The sequence below is a fragment of the Frigoribacterium sp. VKM Ac-2530 genome (genome assembly GCF_015350835.1).
Classification (GTDB): domain Bacteria; phylum Actinomycetota; class Actinomycetes; order Actinomycetales; family Microbacteriaceae; genus Frigoribacterium.
Genome location: NZ_JADKSE010000001.1, coordinates 263,474 through 288,617 on the forward strand (window position 1 = coordinate 263,474; position 25,144 = coordinate 288,617).

Annotated in this window: 24 protein-coding genes; 18 read left to right on the plus strand and 6 right to left on the minus strand. The window is 71.2% G+C overall.

Going from position 1 to position 25,144, the window contains the following annotated elements; all coding sequences use genetic code 11:
• Positions 1 to 696: 696 nt before the first annotated feature.
• The 6 genes from ITJ48_RS01200 (at position 697) to ITJ48_RS01225 (ending at position 3,757) form a co-directional block, all read left to right on the plus strand.
• The gene (locus tag ITJ48_RS01200; RefSeq protein ID WP_194612102.1) at positions 697 to 897 is read left to right on the plus strand and encodes a hypothetical protein; all 201 of its coding nucleotides are present in this window, start codon (positions 697 to 699) and stop codon (positions 895 to 897) included.
• 30 nt (positions 898 to 927) lie between these two features.
• On the plus strand, positions 928 to 1,101 hold the full coding sequence (locus tag ITJ48_RS01205; RefSeq protein WP_194612103.1) for a hypothetical protein: 174 nt from the start codon (positions 928 to 930) through the stop codon (positions 1,099 to 1,101).
• Positions 1,102 to 1,150: 49 nt separating this feature from the next.
• Positions 1,151 to 1,678 (plus strand): hypothetical protein, encoded by a 528-nt coding sequence (locus ITJ48_RS01210; protein ID WP_194612104.1) that lies wholly within the window; start codon positions 1,151 to 1,153, stop codon positions 1,676 to 1,678.
• Positions 1,679 to 2,017: 339 nt separating this feature from the next.
• Positions 2,018 to 2,521: a hypothetical protein gene (locus ITJ48_RS01215; protein ID WP_194612105.1), complete on the plus strand. Its 504-nt coding sequence runs from the start codon at positions 2,018 to 2,020 to the stop codon at positions 2,519 to 2,521.
• 195 nt (positions 2,522 to 2,716) lie between these two features.
• A complete protein-coding gene (locus ITJ48_RS01220) occupies positions 2,717 to 3,226 on the plus strand; it encodes a hypothetical protein (RefSeq protein ID WP_194612106.1) in 510 nt (169 codons plus the stop codon).
• A 75-nt stretch (positions 3,227 to 3,301) separates the two neighbouring features.
• On the plus strand, positions 3,302 to 3,757 hold the full coding sequence (locus ITJ48_RS01225; RefSeq protein ID WP_194612107.1) for a VOC family protein: 456 nt from the start codon (positions 3,302 to 3,304) through the stop codon (positions 3,755 to 3,757).
• A gap of 184 nt (positions 3,758 to 3,941) precedes the next feature.
• Here ITJ48_RS01225 and ITJ48_RS01230 read toward each other — a convergent pair whose 3' ends face one another.
• Complete coding sequence (locus tag ITJ48_RS01230; RefSeq protein ID WP_194612108.1) at positions 3,942 to 4,193, minus strand: hypothetical protein; 252 nt, start codon at positions 4,191 to 4,193, stop codon at positions 3,942 to 3,944.
• A 78-nt stretch (positions 4,194 to 4,271) separates the two neighbouring features.
• Positions 4,272 to 4,685: a MerR family transcriptional regulator gene (locus tag ITJ48_RS01235; protein WP_194612109.1), complete on the minus strand. Its 414-nt coding sequence runs from the start codon at positions 4,683 to 4,685 to the stop codon at positions 4,272 to 4,274.
• Between the two features lie 89 nt (positions 4,686 to 4,774).
• Between ITJ48_RS01235 and ITJ48_RS01240 the strand changes: the two genes are divergently transcribed.
• From ITJ48_RS01240 to ITJ48_RS01250, 3 genes are all read left to right on the plus strand, one after another.
• Complete coding sequence (locus ITJ48_RS01240; RefSeq protein WP_194612110.1) at positions 4,775 to 5,758, plus strand: aldo/keto reductase; 984 nt, start codon at positions 4,775 to 4,777, stop codon at positions 5,756 to 5,758.
• A 111-nt stretch (positions 5,759 to 5,869) separates the two neighbouring features.
• Positions 5,870 to 6,391 (plus strand): helix-turn-helix domain-containing protein, encoded by a 522-nt coding sequence (locus ITJ48_RS01245; RefSeq protein ID WP_194612111.1) that lies wholly within the window; start codon positions 5,870 to 5,872, stop codon positions 6,389 to 6,391.
• On the plus strand, positions 6,388 to 7,662 hold the full coding sequence (locus ITJ48_RS01250) for an MFS transporter (protein ID WP_194612112.1): 1,275 nt from the start codon (positions 6,388 to 6,390) through the stop codon (positions 7,660 to 7,662). Before ITJ48_RS01245 ends, ITJ48_RS01250 begins: the two co-directional genes overlap by 4 nt.
• 184 nt (positions 7,663 to 7,846) lie before the next feature.
• On the opposite strand, the gene ITJ48_RS01255 is transcribed toward ITJ48_RS01250, so the two are convergent.
• The 4 genes from ITJ48_RS01255 to ITJ48_RS01270 all read right to left on the minus strand — a co-directional run bounded on the left by ITJ48_RS01255 (position 7,847) and on the right by ITJ48_RS01270 (position 11,184).
• Complete coding sequence (locus ITJ48_RS01255; RefSeq protein WP_194612113.1) at positions 7,847 to 8,131, minus strand: putative quinol monooxygenase; 285 nt, start codon at positions 8,129 to 8,131, stop codon at positions 7,847 to 7,849.
• A gap of 120 nt (positions 8,132 to 8,251) precedes the next feature.
• Complete coding sequence (locus tag ITJ48_RS16570; RefSeq protein ID WP_370544721.1) at positions 8,252 to 8,707, minus strand: SdpI family protein; 456 nt, start codon at positions 8,705 to 8,707, stop codon at positions 8,252 to 8,254.
• A gap of 97 nt (positions 8,708 to 8,804) precedes the next feature.
• Positions 8,805 to 9,419: a hypothetical protein gene (locus ITJ48_RS01265; RefSeq protein ID WP_194612115.1), complete on the minus strand. Its 615-nt coding sequence runs from the start codon at positions 9,417 to 9,419 to the stop codon at positions 8,805 to 8,807.
• A 544-nt stretch (positions 9,420 to 9,963) separates the two neighbouring features.
• Positions 9,964 to 11,184 carry an MFS transporter gene (locus ITJ48_RS01270; protein ID WP_370544722.1) on the minus strand — a complete coding sequence of 407 codons (1,221 nt, stop codon included), beginning with the start codon at positions 11,182 to 11,184 and terminating at the stop codon, positions 9,964 to 9,966.
• Between the two features lie 79 nt (positions 11,185 to 11,263).
• Here ITJ48_RS01270 and ITJ48_RS01275 point away from each other — a divergent pair, with 79 nt between their 5' ends.
• The 9 genes from ITJ48_RS01275 to ITJ48_RS01315 all read left to right on the plus strand — a co-directional run bounded on the left by ITJ48_RS01275 (position 11,264) and on the right by ITJ48_RS01315 (position 25,143).
• Complete coding sequence (locus ITJ48_RS01275) at positions 11,264 to 12,652, plus strand: LLM class flavin-dependent oxidoreductase (protein WP_194612116.1); 1,389 nt, start codon at positions 11,264 to 11,266, stop codon at positions 12,650 to 12,652.
• Positions 12,653 to 12,937: 285 nt separating this feature from the next.
• A complete protein-coding gene (locus ITJ48_RS01280) occupies positions 12,938 to 13,588 on the plus strand; it encodes an ABC transporter permease (RefSeq protein ID WP_194612117.1) in 651 nt (216 codons plus the stop codon).
• A complete protein-coding gene (locus ITJ48_RS01285) occupies positions 13,575 to 14,909 on the plus strand; it encodes an ATP-binding cassette domain-containing protein (RefSeq protein ID WP_370544723.1) in 1,335 nt (444 codons plus the stop codon). The genes ITJ48_RS01280 and ITJ48_RS01285 overlap by 14 nt, the downstream gene beginning before the upstream one ends.
• Positions 14,910 to 14,923: 14 nt before the next feature.
• Positions 14,924 to 15,691 (plus strand): ABC transporter permease, encoded by a 768-nt coding sequence (locus tag ITJ48_RS01290; protein ID WP_369878208.1) that lies wholly within the window; start codon positions 14,924 to 14,926, stop codon positions 15,689 to 15,691.
• Positions 15,688 to 16,713 (plus strand): glycine betaine ABC transporter substrate-binding protein, encoded by a 1,026-nt coding sequence (locus ITJ48_RS01295; protein ID WP_123545738.1) that lies wholly within the window; start codon positions 15,688 to 15,690, stop codon positions 16,711 to 16,713. The genes ITJ48_RS01290 and ITJ48_RS01295 overlap by 4 nt, the downstream gene beginning before the upstream one ends.
• Before the next feature lie 678 nt (positions 16,714 to 17,391).
• Positions 17,392 to 19,068: a sugar transferase gene (locus ITJ48_RS01300; RefSeq protein ID WP_194612118.1), complete on the plus strand. Its 1,677-nt coding sequence runs from the start codon at positions 17,392 to 17,394 to the stop codon at positions 19,066 to 19,068.
• Positions 19,068 to 19,673, plus strand: a complete 606-nt coding sequence (locus ITJ48_RS01305) for a hypothetical protein (protein ID WP_194612119.1) — start codon at positions 19,068 to 19,070, stop codon at positions 19,671 to 19,673. Before ITJ48_RS01300 ends, ITJ48_RS01305 begins: the two co-directional genes overlap by 1 nt.
• Complete coding sequence (locus ITJ48_RS01310) at positions 19,670 to 21,100, plus strand: hypothetical protein (RefSeq protein WP_194612120.1); 1,431 nt, start codon at positions 19,670 to 19,672, stop codon at positions 21,098 to 21,100. The genes ITJ48_RS01305 and ITJ48_RS01310 overlap by 4 nt, the downstream gene beginning before the upstream one ends.
• Positions 21,097 to 25,143, plus strand: a complete 4,047-nt coding sequence (locus ITJ48_RS01315; RefSeq protein WP_194612121.1) for a LamG-like jellyroll fold domain-containing protein — start codon at positions 21,097 to 21,099, stop codon at positions 25,141 to 25,143. Before ITJ48_RS01310 ends, ITJ48_RS01315 begins: the two co-directional genes overlap by 4 nt.
• Position 25,144 lies beyond the last annotated feature (1 nt).

Consider the following 25,144-nt stretch of genomic DNA (forward strand, 5'->3'; position numbering starts at 1 on the left):
GCGCTGAGCACCAGGGCGATCCGCCGCGCTCTGCTCACGGCGGCGACCAGGACAGTCGGGTGATCGGCGGACGGCCAGGCCCGGGGGTCACCCCCGGCACGGATCGACCGTGCCGTGTCGACGGCCGAGTTCCACCACCGAGCCGATGAGACGGTGAACAGAACGCCACCGCCCAGGACCAGGACGACGGCGAACACGCCGATGATCCCCGTCCCGAGCACGGCCAGGACGACGCCGACCACGACGAGCCCGAGTCCGACCCACCGCAACGCCTCGTCGTGTCGCCGGGAGGCCGGCATCATCCCGCGCACGGCGTGGACAGAGGTTCTCCTAGCCGGGCGACTCACGCGGGAAGGCTACTGAATGCTGCGTCGTCGCCGCAGGCCCCTGTTCGGGCCGGGCAAGCCAGGCGAGTGTCTCGAGCCCACGGCGCCCAGTCGAAGACCGAAGCCCCTAGGGCCTCGACGGCCATCACAGCAAGGTCGTGGCGCAGCCCTGGGGTCGAGGTCGTCTCCGCGGGTGCGCTGTCGGTGAGGAGCACGTCGAGGTCATCGGGGGTCGGGGTCGTCATTCCTCCGAGGTGGTTCACCCTGTCCGTGTCCGGCACCCGGAGAGACGTCCGTGCCCGCGGCCCGATCCCCTTCTCGGGCAGTCCCTGGATCGATCGACGATCCATCTCATGACAGGATCGGCACCGTGACCCTTGCGCTCGTGTGCCTCACCGCAGGACTCATCGGTCTCTGTGCCGGCGCGTTCCTCATCCGGAACCGCGAGGTCGTCAGCGAGAAGTTCAGCGTCGCCGCCGGCGTCGTGGTCATCGTCGGATCGCTGGTGCCGCTCCTGCTCGGTGCTGTGGTGCTGCTGGTGACGGTGGCGCCGGGCATCTCCATCTCGTAGCCGGCCATCGACGCCCTCGAAAGGACCCCTGTGGCGTTCTCCCTGACCTTGATCATCGTCGGCGCCCTCGGCGTGGTCGGGGGCATCTGGCTGGCGATGGACAAGCGCGCAGCGAGCATCGTCGGTGGTGTCATCATCGCGCTGCTGTCCCTCGTGCCGGTGCTCGTCGGGGTGGTCTTCCTCACCTGGGACACCACCAGCTGACCACTCATCCGCAGGGCGCACCCCTCTCGGGCGCCAGGCGGACGCGTCCATGGTCGCCGTCGCCGAGGATGAGCAGATGGACGAGTACGCCCCGCCCTGCCTCGGCCGGCAACTGCTCCTGCTCGTCGGCCTGTTCCTGGTCATCGGCCTCATCGTCGCGAGTGTCGTGGCGGCACCGATCATCGCCGTGAACACGAAGCTGAACGAGCCGGGCGAGTACGGCGTCTGCAACCCCTTCTCCACGCGCTGCCACGACGTGCCTCTCGAGACCATCGGCGCCGTGACAGGGGTGGACTTCCCCGAGGGGGCCAAGGTCATCACTTCGGAGGCCGTCGAGCATTCGATGCTGGGCATGGGCATCGAGTACGTCGAGGGCGCCGTCGAGGTGCCCGACGGCTGGGTCATCGAGCAACTGCCGGACAGCCCCGGGAACTCCACGATGGTCGTGCAGGAGCTCGTGGACCTCGGGGCCGACTCGATCGTCGTCTCCTCGGAGAGGACGGGCTATCTGCAGTACGGCCAGGGACAGGTCGATGGCCGGAACGTCGTTGCGGTCTGGACGCGCACCAACCGCTGAGACGAATCGGATCGCGCCGCGCCCCGGCCCGCCCCGCCCCGAAGGAGCCGCGAGCTGCAGCCCACGAGGGCATCGTCCACCGGGCGCTCCCGAAGGAGAATCTGTAGCAGCTGTCTCCGCTTGCGGTTCGCCACGAGGTCGATACCTTGGAACGATGCTCGGAAATCTCACGGGATGGCACGTCGCGATCATCATCGGTGTCGTCGTCACAGCCCTGGCGGCGATCTGCCTTCTCGCTTGGCTCGTCGCCTTCTTCTCCCGCAGAGGGTCCCGCCGCAGATGATCCTGTCCAGGCCGATCGGCACGCATCATCAACATCAGAGCTGCGAAGGTGGGCAGATGACCACCTCGATGAAGCTCACGATGTCACTGCTGCCGCTCGCGCTCATCCTCGTCACTTCAGGCTGCGCTTCCGCAAGCACTGGACTCGCTGACCTCGAGCAGGCCCCAACGGTCGATCATCCGCTGCCTGCGGAGCTCCCCTCCTACGCGACCGAGGACCTGGACCGGGAATCGATCCGGTGGGTAGGCGAACACCACGGCGCAGACCTCTGGGTCGCGAGCCACCAGGATGACGACACTTCGTGCGTCATCGCCTATCCCGACGCGGACGACTGGATCGTCGGCTGTGGCGGAGGCGTCACCCGCGCCGCGGGGCCCGACGGCATCACGTACTCGATCGTCCCGGACGGCATGCGCGCGCCGGACGGCTTCGTGGCCGTCTCCAAGAACGTGTTCGTCGCCCTCAGTCCTGACCACCATCACACACGCTCGCGAGAGGGGACCACGGTCGAGCCATCGAACGGGCCGGCAGACGATCCTTCCTCGGGCGTCACCGGGTAGCTCGACGCCCGGGGTAGCCATCAAGGATGGGCCGGAGGCCCGCACGGAGGACTCCGCGCAACGAGTTCTGGTCGCCCCCCAGTCCGCTGGTGGATCCCCTCTCGGGACGCACGCCTGACACAGGCCCGGCTGGTCCCGGGGTCCTTCTCCGCCTGAGAGCTGCGGCTCGTCCTGCACGATGGACGATGATGAGACGTGATCTTCCGTGGACAGCCTCCGGAGCCGGGAAGCGCGCCCACGTCAGCTGACACAGGGCCGGTCATCCCGCGAAGCGCGGCCGTGCCGTGTTTCGAGACATGGCCTGACGCCGGCATCGGCGGACGCATAGGGCGGGGCGAACACGAGGGCCGCTGGGTCGTGGCGGAATGCAACCAGGTGCCCTTTCTTCCACCCTTCGAGTATCACCTGATGCTGCCGGCCAGGGAGCTCCTCACGCAAGACGGTTCCTTCCTCCTCATCTCTGGATGCGAGGACGCAGTGCACCCAGGCGGCGGCGGTCTCATCGACCTCCTCACTGACGAGCTGGACGTGGCCTGGAGCACTGAACGCGTTGACTACCTCGACGCCTGGTCGGAGGACCTGGAACATCGCATCGACGAGGAGAGGGAGCAGCAGGGCCTTCAACCCGTCGACTGGGCCGCACCTGAGCGGGCACGCAGACATGACCGCTGGTGGCGGGGCTGGCTGAGGTCCCGGCGACCGTGACCGCGGCCCTCTGAGCGATCGGGTGTCGGGTCCCTCTTCCCTCGGACAGGCGTGTCGGAGCTCGATACTGATGTCATGGCATCACCGCTCGTCTCTGACGTCGCTCACTCCGGTCTCACCGTGGCCGACCTCGACGACGCGCTGGTGCTGTGGTGCTCCGGTCTCGGGTTCGTGCTCGAGCGCACCTTCGCGCTCGACGAGGAAGTCACGGCGGCGACCACCGGCGTCCGTGGAGCCGTGATCCGCGCAGCGACGGTGACACTCGGCCCCCACCGGGTTGAGCTGCTGCAGTACGACCCGCCCCGACTGCCCGAGTCTGCCGGCTCGCCCGGACAGGTCGGCGTGGTGCACATCGCGCTCACGGTCTCAGACCTCGATCATGTGATCGAGCTCTGCGCTGGACACGGCTGGAGAGCAGTCGGGACACCTCACCGGATGACTGGTGGCGCCCGAGCCGGCACACGCATCATCTACCTCGAAGGTGCCTTCGGTGGATTCCTCGAACTGATCGCGCCACCACAGCTCCCGTAGTCTGCGTCGGCCATCGGATCTCGCCTGGTTCTCGATGTCTCGACTACCGATCGGTCACCGACTACCGACCACCGGCGGACGCTGGCCGCTCCCCCGCAGCTACGAGACGCTGGCTGTCTCGGTAGGTCGGTCCGAAACGGATCTCGGTCAACGATCGTCTATCGGGCAGCGCTCGTGACGAGAGCTACTGCGGAGGAGGCGGCGGAAACACGTCGGTGAAGGCGTAGAGCACGATGACCGTCGAGATGATCAGCATGCCGATCCCGCCCACGATCATCAGCCCTGGCGACTGGGTCTGGGGGCCGATCCGGCGCCCCTGCTCCTCGTAGGCCCTACGAGCGGTGTCGGAGATGTGCTGGTGGAACACGATGAAGCAGACGCCGAAGATCGCGAAGAGGGGCGCGAAGACGACGGCGGCGCCCTGCAGCTCTGTCATCGCCTCATCCTGGCCGCGAAGAAGCCCGCGGATCCACTCAGCTGCGGCCGCGAAACGATGGCCTGACGGACAGCGTGGTCAGGCCGCGGACCGCTCGTTCCCCTTCGTCGCAGCGATGGTCTGGCGGTACGCGGCGATCTTCCGTTCCAGCGCAGCGAGGTGCCGCTGGACCTCGGCCTGCCGCTCGAGGACGGCCGCGTGGTGCTGTTCGAGAAGCGCGAGCCGCTCGGCATCGTCAGCACCCGCCCGGTACGCGGCGGCGTACTCGCGCATCTCTTGCACGGTCATCCCCGTGCCGCGGAGCATCACCGTGCCGGCGAGCCAGCTCAGCGCAGCCGTGTCGTACCGGCGCCACCCGTCAGGGCCTCGCGCCGGTGCCGGCGCGATGTCCTCCTTCTCGTAGTACCGGATCGTGTCGATGGTGACGCCGAGCAGATCCGCCGCGGCGCTGATCGTCACGGCCTCGTCGACATGGACCTCAGGAAGCAGCACGGGCCCGAGTCTCGCACTTGACATGGTGTGCACACCAGGGTCGAGAGTCAGGACATCCGGATCGACCCGGCGGTGAACGGAGAACTTCCATGCAGCAGATCCCGCTCGGCTCGCAGGGCCTCGTCACGTCCACACTCGGCCTCGGGTGCATGGGGATGAGCGCCTTCTACGGCGGCGCCACCGAGGCCGGCTCCATCGAGACCATCCGCCGCGCTCTCGACCTCGGGATCACCCTGTTCGACACCGCCGAGGCGTACGGGCCGTTCGAGAACGAGAAGCTACTCGACCGCACCCTCGGCGTGGACCGGGACCGGGTGGTCGTCGCATCGAAGTTCGACATCGACTTCACCGACGAAGGAACCTCCATCGGCCTCGACGGCTCCCCCGAACACGCACGGCGCGCGATCGACCGCTCCCTCACACGCCTCGGAACCGACCACGTCGACCTCTGGTACCTGCACCGAGCCGACCCGAACGTGCCGATCGAGGACACCATCGGCGCGATGAGCGAAGCGGTCACCCCCGGCAAAGCCCGCTACATCGGCGTCTCGGAGACATCAGCGGAGACCCTGCGACAGGCACATGCGACGTTCCCGATCACCGCGATCCAGTCCGAGTACAGCCTCTTCGAACGCGACGCCGAGCACAACGACGTCCTCGACACCGCTCGCGAGCTCGGCATCGGGTTCGTCCCCTTCTCCCCGCTCGGCCGAGGGTTCTTCTCCGGCACCCTCACCAAGAGAGACGACCTGCCCGAGGGCGACGCCCGACGGAACCTCCCCCGGTTCTCCGCCGACGCCATCGACGCGAACCTCCGCGTCGTCGAGGGACTCCAGGCCCTCGCCGACGAGAAGGGCGTCACCACGGCGCAGCTGGCGCTCGCGTGGCTCGTCCAGGCAGGGACAGTCCCGATCCCCGGCACCACGAAGGCGTCTCGAGTCGCGGAGAACGCCGCTGCCGCGGATGTCGCCCTCACAGCGAACGACCTCGAACGCATCGAAGCAGCCTCACCGCACGGAATCGCTCTCGGGACGCGCAACACAGAGGCAGGGATGGCTCGCGACCGCGGCTGACTCCCACTCGAATGCCCGCAGTACGGACGATCGGCAACAGGGTGAACCGAACCGACCCGACCCCCAAAAAGCTGTTTGACGGTCGACGGGTGGCAGTTGCACGATGCTCATGTGTCTGATCTCGAGGAACTGCGCGCCACCGCTCATCCCATCCGACTGCGCCTGCTCTCACTCTTGACGAGTGTCGCGATGAGCGCCGCTGAAGCTGGCCGCGAGCTTGGTCTCTCGCAGGCGACGGCGAGCTACCACCTGCGCGTCCTCGAACGCGTGGGGCTGGTGACGGTCGTCGACGTGGTCCGCATCAGGGGTGGGGACGCGAAGCGCTATCGACACCTCTCGTCAGCACAGCCGTTCCCGCTCGAAGCTGGCCCTGCCGTGGCGGACGACGAGGAGCGGGCGCAGTACGTCGAGGCCCTCGTCGATGAGCTCCGCCGTCGCTCGCGTCAGCGGATCACGGGGCACCAGGTGTCCACCGATGCCGAGTTGTGGGTCGATCCAGAGACATGGCACCGTGTCGTCCACCACGTGGGACAGGCCTCCGCTCTCCTACACGCTGCTGCACAGCCTCCTCGAACGCCCGGCACGGAACCCGTGTCGATGACCGCGGCCCTGTTCCCGATGAGACGAACATGAAAGTCGGAGCAAGGAGCGCCTCCCCCGGTCCCCGCACGTCTCGACGCGGGCCCCCGGCACATCGGGCGTTCCGGTGGTTGCTCGCCGCCAGGACGACCAGCATCCTCGGCAACGCCGTCGCACCCATCGCGGTCGCCTTCGCCGTACTCGATCTCACGGGCTCGGCCGCCGACCTCGGGCTCGTGGTGGCGGCGCGATCCGTCGCGAACGTGGCCGTGCTGCTGTTCGGCGGGGTGATCGCCGACCGAATGCCGCGCGACGTCGTCCTCGTGGGGACGTCGCTCGCGGCGGCATCGACCCAAGGCGTGATCGCCGCACTCGTCATCACCGGCGCCGCGACGATCCCGTCGCTCCTGGTGATGAGCGTGCTCAACGGTGCGGTCGCCGCCGTCAGCCTCCCCGCCGCGGCGGCTCTCGTGCCCGAGACCGTGCCGACGGAACTGCTGCGACCGGCGAATGCACTCCTCCGTCTCGGCCTGAACGCGGGCAGCGTCGTTGGCGCCTCGGCCGGCGCCGGGATCGTGGCGCTCGTCGGACCAGGCTGGGGCCTGGCCGTCGACGCCGCAGGCTTCGCCCTCGCCGGCCTGCTGTTCTCGCAGCTGCGGCCGCCCAGGACCATGAGCCTGCCCGCGGGGGACAGCGGTCGGATGTCGGTGTTCGCCGACCTCAGGGAGGGGTGGCAGGAGTTCACCCGCCGGTCGTGGGTGTGGATCGTGGTCGCGCAGTTCGCCGTCCTCAACGCCGCCTTCGTCGGCGCGACGACGGTGCTCGGCCCCGTAGTGGCCGACGCGTCGTTCGGACGTGCAGCCTGGGGGATCGTCGTCGCAGCCCAGACCGTCGGCCTCGCGGCCGGCGCGGTCATCGCCCTGCGGTGGCGGCCCAGGCGGGGCTTGGCCGTCGGGGTCGGGCTCATGGCCGTCACGGCGGTGCCGGTCGCAACCCTCGGAGTGTTCCCCGTGCTCCCCGCCCTCATAGCGGCATTCCTGCTCGGCGGCATCGCCCTCGAGATCTTCGCCATCGCCTGGGACCAGTCGCTGCAGAGCAACGTCCCCCGTGCCGCGCTCGCGCGCGTCTACTCGTACGACATGGTCGGCTCCTTCATCGCCATCCCCATCGGCGAGGTCCTCGTGGGCCCTGCGGTGCACGCATTCGGGACGCGGTCCACGCTCCTCGTGTGTGCGTCGATCATCGTCCTGGCGACAGTCGCAGCCATCTCCACCCAGAGCGTGCGACGACTCACCACAGAGGCAAACGAAGACACGACCACCTGAACCTGAGATCCGCTATCGGGACGTGGACGAAGACATCGACGCTTGTGGCGCCGCCGCTTGGCGCGTGGCAGCGTCAGGTAGACCGTTCACCGATCCCCTACCGGGCCTCGAGCACCGTTGATGCGCCGCGGTGACACGCTCCCGACACGTACTCGAAGGCACCGATCGGCCGAATGACGATGGCTCAGTGGGACAGCCCCTGCATCGAACAGCGGCGCTCGATGCTGGCCGTCACCCGACCCCACTTACTGCCTGCGACGCGTCGCTGATGAAATTCGAAGACGTGCTGGTCTTCGAACCGCTCCTCGACTGACCAGACCAGCGGATCTGGGGTCTGGGCGACCACGAACGAGATACACCCGGCTTCGGCACGCGTGAGCTCGATGTGATCCGCCAGGTGGAATCTGACGATCTCTGCCTGCTCCTCAGTGGCGCAGACGAGTTGACCAGTGAGATGTATCTCGCTCATGCGCCCACCGTACGGCTCTCTTGATCGTCCGTTAGTCGATCCCCTACCGGGCGGTCACCGCTTGGAGAAAGACGTCAGCGGCAGAACCGCGCATCCAAGGCCGCTGAGCTGACCTGACCGTTAGTGCGTCTCAGGGTCTGAGCTGGCTGCAACTGCGTTGGCACGCACAGCTGCGAGGACGATCGCGGTGACGACGAGGCCGATGACCCACAGGCCGGCCATGTTCGTGACGTCAGCCCCTTTGCCCCAAGTGGCGGCGAAGACAACGACTCCTGCCGCGGCAGAGACGACGGTCAAGGCGGCCAGAATGGGCACGGCAGCTCGATGGCCTGCTCTCCACGCCGCGTCTGAGGATCGCAAGGCCGGTGTGCGGATGCCCACCAGCCCGTTGGCCGCAACGCTTCCCCGTCCAGCGAGACTAGCGATGACGGTCGCGAGCACAGACAAGGCAACAGCTACCCAGACGGTCAAGACATGTTCCCTTCCAGCACCCGAGGTCGACAGGTCGGTCGGGTTCCGACCTCTGCCGTCGCACACCCTGCAAGAAGCTGCAGCCGAGGCGTCGACACCCCACACGCCGGCCTTGCCTCCGCGATCGCCGTATGAGTACGAGTTTCGCGGTCAGCAGTTCCTGCCCGACTTACGATCCTCGATCGGGCACCGATCGTCTCGGCTAGGTATGTGCACCAGGTCCACGTAGCGTTGACCAGGCTGTTCCTGTCGACACCAGCTCCGGGTACACCTCGAGCATGACGGCCGGGAGCACCCCCCACGCGTCCCGCGTCACTTCCCGATCGAAGACGTCCAGATACTCCGGCGGCTTCGATTCGAACAACACCTTCGCACTGCCTTGAGCCATGCGGTGGGTCTCTTCTGCACGGACGAGCTCGTCTCGCTGGAACTCACTGAGGGGGCGGAGAGCGCCGGACGCCACGAGCCACTCGACGACGACCTGCATGTCGCCGCGGTGCGGCCCTCGTCCATCGGTGTCTTCGGCGATGCCGTTCGTCGCTCGCGTGGGGAGAACGATCCAGGGCACCACGAAGCGGAGAAGATGAGGCCTGAGATCGTTCAACGCTCGGGCGGTGTCCTGGGCGTGCTCGATCTCGGTCAAGAGTCGCTTCTCGCAGAGGGCGAAGCCCAGAGCCTGCGCTCGAGTGTCGAGCTGCGGGTAAGGGATCGTGGCGGGCCCTGTAGGAACCGTCTTGACGACCTCCACGACCGAACTCCGATTCACGACTGCTTTCACCAAGCGCTGCAGCAAGCTCTCTCCACCCCTGTCCGTCATGCCCCGACGCTAGCGGGACCTTTGCGGCCGGTCGAAGGTCGCCACCCGAACTGCCTCTGGCGTACCGGTGGTCGACCGTCTTGCGGGCCCCAGCTAGAGGGCCCCGCATTCTGCACTTCGTGCTGGTCATCTCCGGCTGCGTCTCGTCCACAGTTCCCAGATCGCCTTCCCGACCCCGCCCAGAGCAAGAAGGACTCCCCCGGAGAACAGGATCAGACCGAGAACCTGCAGTCGGTTTCCCGGGTCCTCGTTCTCAGGAGACAGGCTCCACAAGACCCCGAAGCCCAGAGCTACCAGGACGAGTCCTGTGACGAGCATCACCGCAGGGGACATGGACGTCGAGGTGGAAGCCGCCCTTGCGCGGGCTGCCAGAGAAGCGAGCTTCCTCGAAGGGGACATGCGATCAGCCTACGAACCCGATCGGACGAACGTGAGGGCGGCGACCACATCTGCACCGTGGTGCTCCGACCGGGTCCCTCTGAGAGAACTCGGACTCGACGGCCGGGCCTGACGCACCGGCCGGCGGATCGACCGCGAGCTCCCGCTAGGGCTGCGGCACCGGGATGCCGCGCGGCAGCCGGATCGCGACGACCGCGCTGACCGCGAGCAGGGCGGCGGCCGTGCCGAAGGCCACCTCGAACGAGGCGACGTCGACGAGCAGCCCCGCGACGAGGGGGCCCGCGATCGCGCCGACGTCCGAGCACATCGAGAAGATCGCCACGGGGCGACCGCCCCGCGCGCCCGCCGCGTCGCCGACGAGGGCGGCCGGGGCCGTGCCCATGAACGCCGTCGCGACGCCGTAGACGGCCAGCAGCGCGCCGAGGGTCACGAGCCCCGGGGCGAACGGGACGGCGGCGAGCGAGACCGCGGCCACCGCGAACGAGCCGATCACGGCGGGTCGCCGACCCACGGTGTCGACGAAGCGGGACGCGGGCGCGAGCGCGAGCGTCTGCGCCACGGCGGCGACGGCGAAGAGGACGCCCGTCCAGGAGGTGGGCTGGAGCAGCACCTCGACGACCAGCACCGGCACCAGCGCGCTGCGGACGCCGAGGGACGACCAGCCCTGCGCGAAGCTCGCGACGCACGCCGTCCGGAACCGCACGTCGCGGAGCACGTCGGCGAGGGGCCGCGCCGGCTCGACGGCCGCGGCGGCCGCCGCGTCGCCTCGGCGCGGCGGGCTGAGCAGCAGGATGCCGACGACGCCGGCGACCGCGAGCGTGCCGGCGTAGAAGAAGAACGGCGCGGTGAGCGAGACGGTCGCGAGCAGGCCGCCGAGCGCGGGCCCGGCCATGCCCCCGACGAGGAACCCGCCCTGGTAGAAGCCGATCGACCGGGCGCGCCGGTCGGGCGTCGTCGACGCGAGCAGCAGCGTCATCGCCGAGATCGTGAACATCGCCGAGCCGATGCCGCCGACACCGCGCAGCAGCAGCAGCTGGACGTAGTCGTGCGCGAGGCCCGCGAGGCCGCTCGACACGGCCACGATGCCGATCCCGACCGACAGGACGACGCGCTCGCCCGCGACGTCGATCATGCGCCCGACGAACGGGCTCGCCACGAGGCGCATGAGGGCGAAGGCCGAGAGGACCGCGCCGACGGCGACGTAGCCGACGCCGAAGCTCGCCGCGTAGACGGGCAGCACGGGCACGACGACCCCGAAGCCGACCATGACGAAGAAGGCGATGACGCCCAGGACGACGACGTCCCGTCCGAGCCGTGCACGAGGAGGGCGGGGCGAGTCTCGGCGGGTCGGGGCAGGGCGGGTCACCGACCAAGACTAGGCGTCGCGTGTGACGCCGTGTTGCAGGCCCGTGGCGCCCGCGACGGTGCACGACGACGATGGCCCGATGACTCGACGCATCCGGTTCAACGCCTTCGACATGAACTGCGTGGGGCACCAGTCCCCCGGTCTCTGGCGGCACCCCGACGACCGCTCGCCCGACTACACGAAGCTGAGCTACTGGACCTCCCTCGCGCGCCTCCTCGAGGCCGGTCGCTTCGACGGCCTCTTCATCGCGGACGTGCTCGGCACCTACGACGTGTACGGCGGCAACCACGACGCGGCGCTCCGCAACGGCACGCAGACGCCGGTCGGCGACCCGATCCTGCTCGTCTCGGCCATGGCGGCCGCGACCGAGCACCTCGGCTTCGGCATCACGGCCGGCACCGCCTACGAGCACCCCGTCCCGTTCGCGCGGCGCATGTCGACGCTCGACCACCTCACCGACGGTCGCGTGGGCTGGAACGTCGTCACCGGCTACCTGCCCAGCGCCGCCCGCAACATGGGCGCCGACGACCAGCTCGACCACGACGACCGCTACGACCAGGCCGACGAGTACCTCGAGGTGCTCTACAAGCTGTGGGAGGGCTCGTGGGAGGACGACGCCGTCGTCCGCGACCGCGAGACCGGCGTCTTCACCGACCCGACGAAGGTGCACGAGATCGGGCACGAGGGCACCTGGTACAAGGTGCCCGGCATCCACGTCTCGGAGCCGAGCCCGCAGCGGACGCCGGTGATCTACCAGGCGGGCGCCTCGCCGCGCGGCATCCGCTTCGCCGCCGGCAACGCCGAGTCGATCTTCGTCGCCGCCCCCACGAAGGAGCGCCTGGCCGCGACGGTCACGAAGCTCCGCGACGCCCTCGAGGAGGCGGGCCGCGACCGGTACTCCGCCCGCATCTACACGCTGCTGACGATCATCACCGACGCGACGCCCGAGGCCGCCGAGGCGAAGCACGCGGAGTACCAGCGCTACGCGTCGCACGAAGGCGCGCTGACCCTGATGTCGGGCTGGATGGGCGTCGACCTGTCGACGTACTCGCTCGACGACCCGGTGGGCGACGTCGAGAGCAACGCGATCCAGTCGGCGCTGGCGAACTTCCAGGCGCAGGAGGGCGACAGCGGCAAGGAGTGGACGATCCGCGACATCGCGGAGGCGGCCGGCATCGGGGGGCTCGGCCCGCGCATCGTCGGGTCCGGCGAGCAGATCGCCGACCAGCTGCAGGAGTGGGTCGCCGAGACGGACGTCGACGGGTTCAACCTCGCCTACGCCATCACCCCCGGCACCTTCGAGGACATCGTCGAGCACGTCGTCCCGGTGCTCCAGGCTCGCGGCGTGTACCCGACCGAGTACGAGCCGGGCACCCTCCGCCAGAAGCTCTTCGGCCGCGGCGACCGGCTGCCGGACGAGCACCACGGAGCCCGGCACAAGGCGTCCGCGAGGGTGCCCTCGGCCTGACGGGCAGTCCGCAGGAGGCGCGGTGCAGGCAGGTCCTGCACCGCGCCTCCGGCGTTCTGCTCACGATCGTTACACTCGGCTGCTCCCTGATCGCCGACCGGCCCCCTGACCAGGGGTTCCGTGCCCGGCTGCAGGTAACGATCGGCCTGCCAGGGCCCCCTCGCCGACGGCTGTCGCCTGGACAGGACCCGACGTGTCCTCGTTATGGTGGACGCCGAACGCCCGGTCCAGGCCGGGCGTTCGTGCGGACGGGTCGACGAGCGAGTGACGAGGAACGGGGATCAGATGGCGTGGGACTACGTGACGGGGCGGTGGGACCAGATCTGGTTCGCCTCGTGGCAGCACTTCTCGTTGGTGGTCCAGTGCCTCGTGCTGGCGGTGGTGATCGCCGTCGTCGTGGCCGCGCTCGTGTACCGGGTGCCCGCCCTCACCGCGGTGGCGAACGGCGTCTCGGCCATCGGCCTGACCCTCCCGTCCTTCGCCGTCGTCGGCCTCCTGATCGTGCCGCTCGGCTTCGGGGTCGTGCCCGCGGTGGTCGTCGTCACCTTCTTCGCGACCCTGCCCGTGCTGCGGAACGCCGTGGTGGGCCTGACCCAGGTCGACTCGGCTCTGGTCGAGTCCGCGCGGGGCATCGGCATGGGCAGCCTCCGCACCCTCGTGCAGGTCCAGCTGCCGCTGGCCTGGCCGGTCATCCTCACCGGCGTGCGCGTCAGCGCGCAGATGGTGATGGGCATCGCCGCCGTCGCCGCCTACTCGCTGGGGCCCGGCCTCGGCGGCTTCATCTTCTCGGGCCTGTCCCGAGCCGGCGGCGCGAACGCGCTCGCCTCCGTGGTCACCGGGGTGGTCGGCGTCGTCGTCCTCGCCCTCGTGCTCGACCTCCTGCTCGTCGGCCTCGGCCGCCTGACCATCTCGAGAGGCATCCGTGTCCAGAACTGACTCCCCCACCGCCTCCTCGTCCGCGACGGAGGTGTCGGGCCGCAGCATCCTGCTCGACCAGGTCACGAAGCGCTACCCGGGACAGGCCGCCCCGGCCGTCGACGGCATCACCCTCGAGATCCCCGCGGGCAAGATCGTCATGCTCGTCGGCCCCTCCGGCTGCGGCAAGACCACGACCCTCAAGATGATCAACCGCCTGATCGAGCCCACCGAGGGCCGGGTCGTGCTCGGCGACGACGACGTCACCGACATCGACGGCGACGAGCTGCGCCGCCGCATCGGCTACGTGATCCAGGCCGGTGGGTTGTTCCCGCACATGACGGTGGCGGCCAACATCGCGATCGTCCCCAAGATGCTCGGCTGGTCCAAGGACCGCATCACGGCCCGTGTCGACGAGCTGCTCGAGCTCGTCTCGCTCGACCCGGCGACCTACCGAGACCGGTTCCCCCGGGAGCTGTCGGGCGGCCAGCAGCAGCGCGTCGGCGTGGCTCGGGCCCTCGCCGCGGACCCGCCCGTGCTGCTCATGGACGAGCCGTTCGGCGCCGTCGACCCCATCACGCGCCAGCGCCTGCAGGACGAGCTGATCAACATCCAGCACGAGCTGCAGAAGACGATCGTCATCGTCACGCACGACTTCGACGAGGCCGTCAAGCTCGGCGACTGGATCGTGGTGTTCTCCGAGGGCGCGCACATCGTGCAGTACGACACCCCGGAGCGCATCCTCGCCGAGCCGGCGAACGAGTTCGTCGAGAACTTCATCGGCTCCGGTGCGGGACTCAAGCAGCTCACGCTCACCCGGGTGCGCGACGTCGACCTGGCGGAGGCGGTGGTCGCCAAGGCCGGCGAGTCCGGCCGCGAGGTGGCCGCCCGCGTCGAGGCCGCGGGGCACGAGCACGCCGTCGTCGTCGACGACCGCGGCCGCCCCGCCCGCTGGCCGTCGCTGCGGCAGCTCTCGCGCCTCGACGTCGTGCCCGACGGGACGGATCCCCAGCTGCCCGTGATCGGCAGCGGCGCCACCCTCAACGACGCCCTCGACACGATGCTCGTCTCGAGCGCCGGCGCCGCGCTGGTCACCGGACGACGCGACGCCTTCGTCGGCGTCATCACGGTCGAGGTCGTCATGGAGGCCATCACCCGGGCTCGCAAGGCCGCGGCCGTGGCGCTCGAGGGCGCCCCGGTCGGCACGAACACGGGACCCCTGCCCGTCGTCGGGCAGCCGCAGGACGCGCCGCTGGCCGATGAGGGCGACCCTGCCGAGGGCGCCGAGGCCGAGCGCGACCGCGTCGCCGACGGCGCGGGCCCGGCCGGGGACCGTCCGTGACCGCCGTCGCCGACGTGCCCGCCGCCTCCTCGTCCGCCGGCCGCCCCCGGCGTGCCCGGCCGTCGTGGCTCGGCCTCGTCGTCCAGCCGGCCGCCGTCGCCGTGGTGTTCGCCGCGTTCTGCGTGTGGCTGTCGACCGCCGACCTGACCACCGCCGAGCGCACGACCCTGAACCCGTCGGCCCTGGTCACCTACACGGGCGAGCACCTGGCGCTCACCTTCGCGTCGGCCGCGATCGTGCTCGTCCTGGCCGTGCCCCTGGGCGTCCTCCTCACTCGCCGTCCGTTCCGGCGCGCGGCCGGGCCGGTGCTGGTGCTCGCCAACTTCGGGCAGGCGGCCCCCGCCGTCGGCCTGATCGTGCTGCTGGCCCTGTGGCTCGGCTTCTCGTTCTGGACCGCAGTCATCGCCCTCGTGCTCTACGCGGCGCTGCCCGTCCTGCGCAACACCATGGTCGGCCTGCAGAGCGTCGACGCGCGCCTCGTCGAGGCCGGTCGGGGCATGGGGATGTCCGCCGCCTCGGTCCTGTTCCGCGTGGAGCTGCCGCTCGCCGTGCCCGTCATGCTCTCCGGGATCCGCACCGCCCTCGTGCTGCTGGTGGGCTCGGCGGCCCTGGCGACGTTCATCGGCGCCGGCGGTCTCGGGCTGCTCATCACGACCGGCGTCAACCTGTTCCTGCCGAAGGTGCTCGTCTCGGGCGCCCTGCTCGTCGCCCTGCTCGCGCTGCTCATCGACTGGCTCGGCCGCGTGGTCGAGCACGTCGCCCGACCGAAGGGCCTCCGATGACCCCCACCGACGACCGTCGCCCCCGCCTGCGGGCGCTGCGCCGCGCCTCCTTGCTGGGCGTCGTCGCCGCCTCGTCCGCGGCCCTCCTCACGGGCTGCGGGCTGCAGCCCGCGACCGCGTTCGTGCCCGCCGTGGCGCCCGGCTCGATCGAGGCGATCGACGACCTCCCGGACGACGCCGCGATCACGGTCACGGCCAAGAACTTCACGGAGCAGCTGATCCTCGGCAAGATCGCCGTGCTCGCCGCCCAGGCCGCGGGCTTCGAGGTCACCGACATGACCAACGTGCCGGGCAGCGTCGCGGTCCGCCAGCTCATGCTCGACGGCGGCGCCGACATGACCTACGAGTACACGGGCACCGCCTGGCTCACCTACCTCGGAGAGGCGGCGGGCATCCCCGACAAGCAGGAGCAGTACGAGGCCGTGCGCGACGCCGACGAGGCCAACGGCCTCGTCTGGCTCGAGCCCGCACCGCTCAACAACACCTACGCGATGGCGGTCCGGTCGGAGGCGGTGGCCGAGCTGGGCGACGTCGCCACGCTGTCGCAGATCGCGGCCCTCCCCGTCGACCAGCGGACGTTCTGCGTCGAGGCGGAGTTCAACTCGCGCGCGGACGGCTTCGCCCCCATGCTCGAGCGCTACGGCCTCGAGCTCGGCGCGGCGGACGGGGTGCCGACGAGCAACGTGAGCATCCTCGACACGGGCACCGTCTACGAGGCCACCGACCGCGGTCGCTGCAACTTCGGCGAGGTCTTCACGACCGACGGGCGCATCGACTCCCTGGACCTGACCGTGCTGGAGGACGACCAGGGGTTCTTCCCCGCCTACAACGTCGCCCCGGTGCTGACCGACGACGTGCTGGCGACCTACCCTCAGCTGGCCGCGGTCTACGAGCAGATCTCTCCGGCGCTCACGGACGACGAGCTCCGCACCCTGAACCGCCGCGTCGACGTGGAGGGCGAGGAGCCCGCCGACGTCGCCTTCGACTGGATGGTCGAGAAGGGCTTCGTGACACGCCCGTGAGACATCGCCCGCGGGGTGATTAACACGGGCTAGACGCAGGGTGAACGGCAGGTGGCGACACCTGCCGTTCGTCGTCCCCCGTGTGCGGGGCGAGGGGGTGCGTCACCCGGTCTGCACGACAGCTGTCGTCCTATGGTCGTCGATCTGCACCTGCACCGGCAGGCTCCGAACTGAGTCCGAATCTGCCTTTGACCAGGTGATACTACGTCCTCATGCGAGGCTGGACCGCAGGGGTGCCTCACGGCGGGCGGCGGGGAAGGCGCCTCCCGGTCGCCCGGCGGGCGTCGCCCCGGGCGCGACTCGCCCGGGGTGACGCGTCGCGGTGTCCCACGTGCGGGGGGCAGGGGAACCCCCGAACGGGGGGTCCCCTCCCGGGGGGTCCCCCACCTTAGAGTCGAGTCACCGGCAGCGGCACCCACCGCCCCGGAGAGCCACACCCGAACTGCTCTACCCGAACCGCTCCACCCACCCGAACGGGCCTTGCCGACGATCACCCGTCGTCGGCGACGCCCAGCGACGTCCGTCGCCGTCCTGCCGTACCCGCGGCTGCCGGCAGACGAGCCGTCGACCCCCGTCGTCCGGACGGACCCGAATCCCGACCGGACGGCTGTTCCGTTGCCCGTCGCCGCCCGAATCGGCGCCGGTGTCATTCGTCGCCTACCCGAGCACGAGTCCCCCATGCCCAGCAGCCCGTCGTCCCTCCGTACCCTCCTGCCCTCCGGCCGCCCAGCCGGTTCCTCCTCCGCGTCCGTGCGCCCCGTCCTCGACGGAACGGCCGAGCCCGTCGACCTGCTCGCGCCCTCGGCCGCCTCCGCCGCGTCCCCCGTCGCCACGGAGCCTCCGACCAGCCCGGCGCATCCGGCGCGGACGTCGACTCCCCTCGCCGAGCCAGCCGCGGAGACGGTCACCGGCGCCCGGTGGGCGCTGCGCTACCGTCGCCGCCTCCGTGTCGTCGACACGGCGGTCGTCGCCGCCAGCGTGGTCGCCGCCGCGGTCGTCGACGTGCTCGACGACCTCGCGGACCAGGGCGCCGGCTCGACCTCCGCGGTCGTGGCAGGCGTCCTCGAGGCTCTCTGGCTCCCCCTCGTCGTGGCGGTCGTCTGGACCGCCGCGCTGGCCCTCTACCGCAGCCGCGACCTCGCCGTCGTCGGCAGCGGCGTCCTCGAGTACAAGCGCGTGGGCAGTGCGAGCGTCCTCGCCTTCGTCGTCGTCGCCGTCTGGTTCTCGGTCGCCGGGCACGTCGGCGGCCAGGAGTACTTCCTCGTCGCGCTGCCCGCGGGCGGCGCGGGCCTCGTGCTCGGCCGGTGGGGCATGCGCCGGTGGCTCGAGGCCCAGCGGGGCGCCGGCCACTTCCTCTCCCGCGCCGTCGTGGTCGGTAGCCGGGAGGACGTCGCCTACGTGGTCGACCGCATCGACGCGACGAGCGGCGCCGTCTACGACGTCGTCGGGGCAGCTCTGACCGACGGCGACCGTGACGGCTCCGGCGTCGTCGTCGGCGACCGCGTCGTCCCCGTCGTCGCGGGCCTCGACGACGTGCCGCGTGCCGTCTGGCGCCTCAGCGCCGAGAGCGTGATCGTCGCCGGCGACGCAGGCCGCGGCCGGGACTGGCTCCGCGACCTCGGGTGGTCCCTCGAGGGCCGCGCCACCGAGCTCGTCCTCGCGTCCCGGCTGACCAACGTCGCCGGCCCCCGCATCCACTTCCGTCCCGTCGAGGGACTCCCCCTGATGCACGTCGAGCTGCCCGAGTTCGACGGGCCGCGCCACGCGATGAAGCGAGTGTCCGACCTCGTCCTGGCCGGGGGCGCCCTCGTGGTGCTCGCGCCGCTCCTCCTGGTCCTCGCCCTCGTCGTCCGGCTCGACAGCGCCGGGCCGGTGCTGTTCCGCCAGCGCCGTGTGGGCCGTGACGGCCGCACCTTCGAGATGCTGAAGTTCCGGTCGATGGTCGTCGACGCCGAGCAGCTGCTCGGTTCGCTCGGCACGGCGGACGAGGGCGCGGGCCCGCTGTTCAAGATGCGCCACGACCCCCGCGTGACCCGCGTCGGACGCCTGCTGCGGACATGGTCGCTCGACGAGCTGCCCCAGCTCTGGAACATCGTCCGCGGCGACATGAGCGTCGTCGGTCCCCGCCCGCCCCTCCCCCGCGAGGTCGCCGACTACGAGCGCCACGTGCACCGCCGGCTCTACATCAAGCCCGGCCTGACCGGCATGTGGCAGATCAACGGCCGCAGCGACCTCAGCTGGGAGGACAGCGTCCGCCTCGACCTGTACTACGTCGAGAACTGGTCCCTCACCGCCGACCTCGTGATCATGTGGCGCACGGTCCGCGTGCTCCTCCGTCACGACGGGGCCTACTGATGCGCCGCCGTACCCTGCTCCTGTCCGGAGCTGGCGTGGTCGTGCTGGCCGCCGCAGTGCTGGCGACCGTCGTGCTCACCACCGGGGCGAACGAGGCCGAGGCGAGCGGGGGCGGCATCGACGCCCCCGCCTACGTCGCGACCGAGACCGGTGCGCCTGCCGTCGAGCGTGACGGCGCCGAGGCGCCCGAGGACCGGGTGCAGGCCGATGCGGTGCCGTTCGCCGACACGGTGGACTACCCCGACGGCCTGACCGTCACCACGGAGGCGGTCGACCAGGGCACGGTGACCGCCACCGGCTCCGGAGTGGTCACGGGGGCGCCCTACGTGGTCTTCTCCGTGACGGTGCACAACGGCACCGACGCGGACGTCGACCTCACGTCCGTCGTCCCGAGCCTCCGCGCCGGCAGCGACGCCGTCCCCTCGGCGCCGCTCTACGACGACGTCGACGTGTCCGACCTCGACAGCGTCGTCGCCGCGGGCGCCGACGTCACCGCCCGGTACGCCTTCGTCGTCCCGGAGGACCGCCGCGACCAGGCCACGCTCTACCTCGACCTGGACGGCGTGCACGCGCCGGCCACCTTCACGGGGAGCCTCCCCCGATGACCGTCTCGACGCACGACGGGGTGCGCCGGGAGGGCACGGCCCCGGCGGGGCGGCCTCGGCCGCGCCGCCGGTCGGACGTGCTCGGCGCGCTGGGCGGCCAGGGCACGCAGGCGCTGCTCGGCCTCGCGGGGCAGGTCGTCGCGGTGCGCCTGCTCGCGCCGTCGGACTGGGGCGTCTACGCCGTGCTCTACGGCGTCGTCGTCGTCTTCGCCGCCTTGGCCAGCGGCTTCGTCGGCGACTCCCTGACCGTGCTCGACCGCCGCTCGGCGGACGTCCGTCGAGGACTGCTGGCCTGGGCTGCCGTGTGGTGCCTGGCCGCCCCGGCGGTCGCCGGCGTCGTGATCGCCGCCTCCGGCGTGCTCGAGCCGGCCGAGGCCGCCCTCTTCGCCCTCGCGGCGGGTGCCTTCGCCGCCGAGGAGGTCGCGCGACGCCTCCTGATGGCGCAGCTGCGCTTCTGGCGGCTCGTCGTCGTCGACCTCACGGGCCTCGGCGCGCTCCTCGGCACCGCCGGCCTGCTCGCGGTCGGCGGCACGACCGGCCTGCTGCTGCCGCTCGCCGCGCTCGGCGCAGGACAGTCCGTCGCCCTCGTGACCGCGCTCGCTCTCGCTGGTCCCCGTCCGGCGGCGACGGCCTCGCCGAGCTGGGCGACCGGCCACAGCGGCGTGCGCATCGTCGCGGCCTACGGGTCCCTGCGGGCGGCCCAGGCCGTCGTGCGACCGTCCCTGCTGACCGTGACGCGCCTCCTCGTGGTCCTGTTCGTCGGCACCGTGGCGACCGGCGACCTGGAGGCGGCCCGCGTGTTCGTGGCACCGGTGCTGCTGCTCGTCGGCGGCCTCTCGTCCTACCTCTTCGCGACCTTCGCGGTGGCGCACGCCGTGCCGACCCGGACGCTCGTGCGCCGGGCCGACCGGGCCGTGCTCCGGCTGCTCGTCGGCGCGCTCGTCGTCGGTGCCGTCGCCGTGCTGCTCGCGCCGGTGGCGGGCGAGCTGGTGGCCGGTCGGCCGCTGGAGACCCTCGCCGTCGCCGGCTGGGCCGCCTACGCGGTGAGCGTCGCCGCGGTCACCCCGTACGGGTCGCTCGCGGCCGTCCGGGGCGGTCAGGCCCGCGTGCTCGCCGTGCGGGTCGCCGACTCGTTCTTCTCGCTCGCGGCCGCCGTCGCCGTCCTCGGCGTGGGGGCGCCCCCGGCCGCGGTCCCCTTCGCCCTCTGCACCGGCAGCCTGCTCGGCGGCCTGCTCGTGCGTCGCGTCGTGATCAGCCTCGGCGACGTTCCCTCGGCTCCGGGTAGGCCCGGCTCCGGGGTCCTCCCGCCTCCTCGCCCCGCACCCGACCCCGACGACCGCCCCCTCGAACTCGCGACCCGACCCGCACCCCCCGACGGGCGAGCGCACCGCTCACCCGAGACCCCGACCGGAGAGACACGACCATGACCCCCACCCCTCGTCGAACGGCCCGCTCGGCCGTCGGCGTCCTCGCGCTCTCGGCCCTCGTGGCCGGGGGCCTCGCCTGGGCGCCCACGGCCGCCTCGGCGGCCACGGCTGCCGCCCCCGGCATGACCGTCACCGGTGCCTACACCAGCAGCACCCCGGCCGGCAGCGCCGCCGCCGCGGGCACCGCCACCGTGAGCTCCGACGTCCTGACGACGCCGCAGATCAACGGCGTCGTCTGGAGCACGGCCGTCGTCGGCACGACCGCCTACGCTGTCGGCGCCTTCACGACGGCGCGCCCCTCCGGCAGCGCCGACGGCCAGAACACGGTCACGCGCAACAACGCGATGGCGTTCGACGTCCGGACGGGCGCGATCCTGCCCTGGAACCCGAACCTGAGCGCACAGGGCCGTTCCGTCGAGGTCTCGCCCGACGGCGCGACCCTCTACGTGGGCGGCGACTTCTCGACGGTGGGCGGCGTCGCCAAGAGCAAGATCGCGGCCTTCACCGTCTCGACGGGTGCCCTGAAGACGTCGTTCTCGGCCTCCATCTCCGGCTCCGTGTGGGGCATCGCCCCGACCGCCACGACCGTCTACGTCGTCGGCTCGTTCGGCACCGCGAGCTCGAAGGCCCGCGCCAACGCGGCCGCCTTCACGACCGCGACCGGCGCGCTCACCGCGTGGAACCCCGGCACGGACAACATCACCCAGGCGGTCGTCGCGGCCCCGGACGACAGCCGCGTCGTCATCGGCGGCCGGTTCCAGACCATCGGCGGCCAGCCGATCGTCGGCATCGGCGCGGTCGACGGCACGACCGGCACCGTGCAGGCGTTCGAGGCGAAGCCGATCTCGAAGCAGCAGGACAAGAACCGCTCGTGGGTCACCGACATGACCCTCGTCGACGGCGTCGTCTACGCGACCGGGAACGGCGAGGGCGGCCACTGGTTCGACGGCCGCTTCGCCACCCGCTTCGACACCGGCGCCCTCGTCTGGCTCGACAACTGCTACGGCGCGAGCTACGGGACGGCCGTCATCGGCCAGGTGGCCTACGCGGTCTCGCACTCGCACGACTGCACCTCGGTCGGCGCCTTCGGCGAGCAGTCTCCGTCGATCTGGAAGCGCGCGACCGCGAACACGATCGCGGCGACCGGCACCGACAAGGGGGGCCCGAGCGCGGGCAGCATCTACTCCGGCCAGGCCACCCCGACCCAGCTGCCCTGGTACCCGCTCGTCAACGCCGGCGGGTACACCGGTCAGTCGCAGGGCGGCTGGTCGCTCGGCGCGTCGTCGAGCACCGCCAAGTACCTCGTCATGGGCGGCGAGTTCACGCAGGTGAACGGCAAGGCGCAGCAGGGCCTCGCCACGTTCGCCACGCGCGACACCGCACCGAACAAGGTCGCCCCGCAGTACGCGCCGATGAAGCCCGCCGGCCTCTCGCTCGCGTCGGGCAGCGTCCGCGTGTCGTTCCCCACGACGTGGGACTACGACGACGGCAGCCTGACCTACAACCTCTTCCGTGACTCGGGCACGACCCCGATCGCCACGCAGGTCGCGGACTCCCGCTTCTGGCGCCTCCCGACGCTCGGCTTCGTCGATGCCGGCCTCGCGGCCGGCAGCAGCCACACGTACCGCGTGTCGGTGACGGACGCCGCCGGCAACACCTTCACCGGCTCGCGCTCCGACGCCGTCACGGTGTCGTCGTCGGCGGGCGACCCGTACGAGAAGGCCGTGGCCGCCGACGGCGCCACCAGCCTGTGGACCTTCGGCGAGCCGTCCGGCAGCGCCGTCTACGACCACGTCGGGTTCTCCGACGCCGCCACGACGGACGCCGTCCAGCGCGGCACGGCAGGCCCGGTCAGCACGACGGCCGCCTCGTTCCAGGGGCAGCAGGGCTCGACGGCATCGGCGAACGCGCCGGTCGACGGACCCCAGACCTTCACCGTCGAGTCGTGGTTCCGCACGACGAGCACCTCCGGCGGCAAGATCGTCGGCTTCGGCGACCGGGCGACCGGCAACTCGTCGAACTACGACCGCCACGTCTACATGGACGGTGCGGGACGCGTCAGCTTCGGTGCCTACACCGGCGGCACGCAGAGCATCTCGAGCACCCCCGGCCTCAACGACGGGAAGTGGCACCTCGCCACGGCGAGCCTCGGCTCGGCGGGCATGAGCCTCTCGATCGACGGCGTGAAGGTCGCCTCGCGAGGCGACGTCACCAGCGCCCAGGCCTACAAGGGCTTCTGGCGGGTCGGCGGCGACACGATCGGCGGCTGGCCGAACGCGGGCGGCGACTGGTTCACGGGCGACGTCGCGGACGTCGCGGTCTACCCGACCGTCCTCAGCGCCGCCCAGGTCGACGGCCACTGGGTCGCGTCCGGTCGCACCTCGTCCGTCCCGGCTCCGCCCGCCGACGCCTACGGCAAGGCCGTGACGACCGACGAGCCGTCGCTGTACTGGCGCCTCGACGAGACCGGCTCGACCAGCACGGCGGTCTCGACGACGGCCACGCCCGCCCCCGGCCTGATCACCGGCGGCGTCACGAAGGGAGCGGCCGGCGCCCTCGGCAGCCGCGGCACCGGCTTCGGGTTCGACGGGCAGCAGGGACAGGTCGTGCAGGTGCAGGACGCGCAGGCGCCGAGCACGTACAGCACCGAGCTCTGGTTCTCGACGACGTCCACCTCGGGCGGCAAGCTGATCGGCTACGGCGACTCCGCGCAGGGGCTCTCGGGCAACTACGACCGCCACGTCTACCTGCAGGACGACGGACGCCTCGTGTTCGGCACCTGGACGGGCCAGGCGAACACGATCACGACCGACCGCGCCTACAACGACGGTGCCTGGCACCAGGTCGTGGCCACGCAGTCGAGCGCCGGCATGGTCCTCTACGTCGACGGAGTCGCCGTGGGCACGAACCCGCAGACCGGGGCCCAGGGCTACAACGGTCGCTGGCACGTCGGCGGCGACGTCACGTGGGGCTCCTCGAGCTCCTACGTGGCCGGGTCGATCGACGAGGTGTCGGTCTACCCGACGGCCCTGACCGCGGCCCAGGTGGCGGCTCACCACGACGCCGGCACCGGCGTCGTCACCCCGCCGCCGGCCCCGGCGAACGTCGCCCCCACGGCGTCGGCCACGAGCACCTCGGTCGACCTGGCCGCGTCGCTCGACGGCAGCGCCTCGTCCGACACCGACGGGACCGTCGCCTCCTGGGCGTGGGACTTCGGCGACGGACAGGCCGGCACCGGTGCGACCGCGCAGCACGCCTACGCCGCTGCGGGCACGTACCAGGTCGTCCTCACGGTGACCGACGACGACGGCGCGACCGCCAGCACCACGGTGCCGGTGACCGTGACCGCCCCCGTGGTCGTCACTCCCCCGGTCGTGACCCCGCCTGCCACCACCGCCTACGCCGCCGACGCCTTCGAGCGCCAGACGACGGGCGGCTGGGGCTCGGCGGACACCGGAGGCGCGTGGACGACCGCGAACGCTGTCTCGTCGTTCTCGACCGCGCAGGGCGCCGGGCTGATCAAGATGGCGGCCGCAGGCTCGGGACCGCAGATCTACCTGAACGGCGTGCAGGCCACCGACGCGGCCACCCGCGTCACCGTGGCCCTCGACAAGGTGCCTACCGGGGCGGGCGTCTACGCGTCCGTCATCGGCCGTGGCGTGACGGGCCAGGGCGACTACCGCGCCAAGGTCACGTTCCGCGCCAACGGCGCCGTCGCCGTCGCGCTGTTCCGCCAGGCGGCGGACGGCACGCAGACGGTCCTCGGCACCGAGAGCGTCGTGCCCGGCCTCACCTACGTCGCCGGACAGAAGATCGCCGTCGCCCTCGAGGTCACCGGCACGTCGCCGACGACCGTCCGGGCGAAGGTCTGGGCCGCCGGCGGCACCGAGCCGACGGCGTGGGCCAAGACCGCGACCGACTCCACGGCGGGCCTCCAGGCCGCGGGACGGGTGGGGTTCCACTCCTACCTGTCGGCCTCCGCCACCAACGCACCCGTCGTCTCCTCGTGGGACGACCTGACCATCACGAAGGCAGGCAACTGAC